The sequence below is a fragment of the Mesorhizobium sp. M7A.F.Ca.US.014.04.1.1 genome, assembly GCF_003998745.1.
Lineage (GTDB): Bacteria > Pseudomonadota > Alphaproteobacteria > Rhizobiales > Rhizobiaceae > Mesorhizobium > Mesorhizobium ciceri.
The window spans coordinates 1-569 of the sequence record NZ_RZRW01001372.1 but is presented as its reverse complement, the minus strand read 5'-3'; the positions used below and the strand labels follow the sequence as shown (position 1 = coordinate 569).

The following is a 569-nucleotide window of genomic DNA, read 5'->3' as shown; positions in this document are numbered from 1 at the left end:
ACAAAGATCCATGCGTGGCGCACGAATGTGAAAGAGGATGTCGCCTGGCGTCGAGACGGCGTGATGCAGGCCTTGTATCTCGCGAAATGGATGCAGGTCCTTCGGTCTGGAGGCTCCAAACAAACGGTCCCAGGCATTTGAACCAAACGCCATGACACACGACAGCCGGCCGTCCAGGTCGCGGGACCCGACTGCGCGCACGAGGGTGGAAAGATCGGCACATAAGGCCCGCACCGTCGCCTCGTGTTTTGGTCCAGAATTTATCGTCACCACGAGAAATATCGCGGCCCGCGTCAGCTGCGCGACGACTGGTTGCGAAACAGCGGATGGCAAGGTCGAATCCACAATAGGTCCCTTTATCTTGTTCGTAACGCCACTGGTCGACCGGCACAGGCGGCGGAAGGGCGGAGTTGCAAGCACCGACGCGAGATGACCCCAGCATCATCTCCGCCTCAGTTGGTCAGGATTTTGCCCGATCAGTATTCGCCGACGTCGATGACTGCCTGGGCGACAGCCCGTGGGGCTTCCTGCGGCAAGTTGTGGCCAATTCCGCCGGTGATGATCCGATG

The 569-nt window shown here is 59.8% G+C and carries 1 protein-coding gene; it reads right to left on the bottom strand.

The genetic code is table 11. The features are described from left to right. A partial coding sequence (locus tag EOA22_RS36605) for a Dyp-type peroxidase domain-containing protein (RefSeq protein ID WP_206521572.1) occupies nt 1-345 on the bottom strand: 345 nt, incomplete at its 3' end. Nucleotides 346-569: the final 224 nt, after the last annotated feature.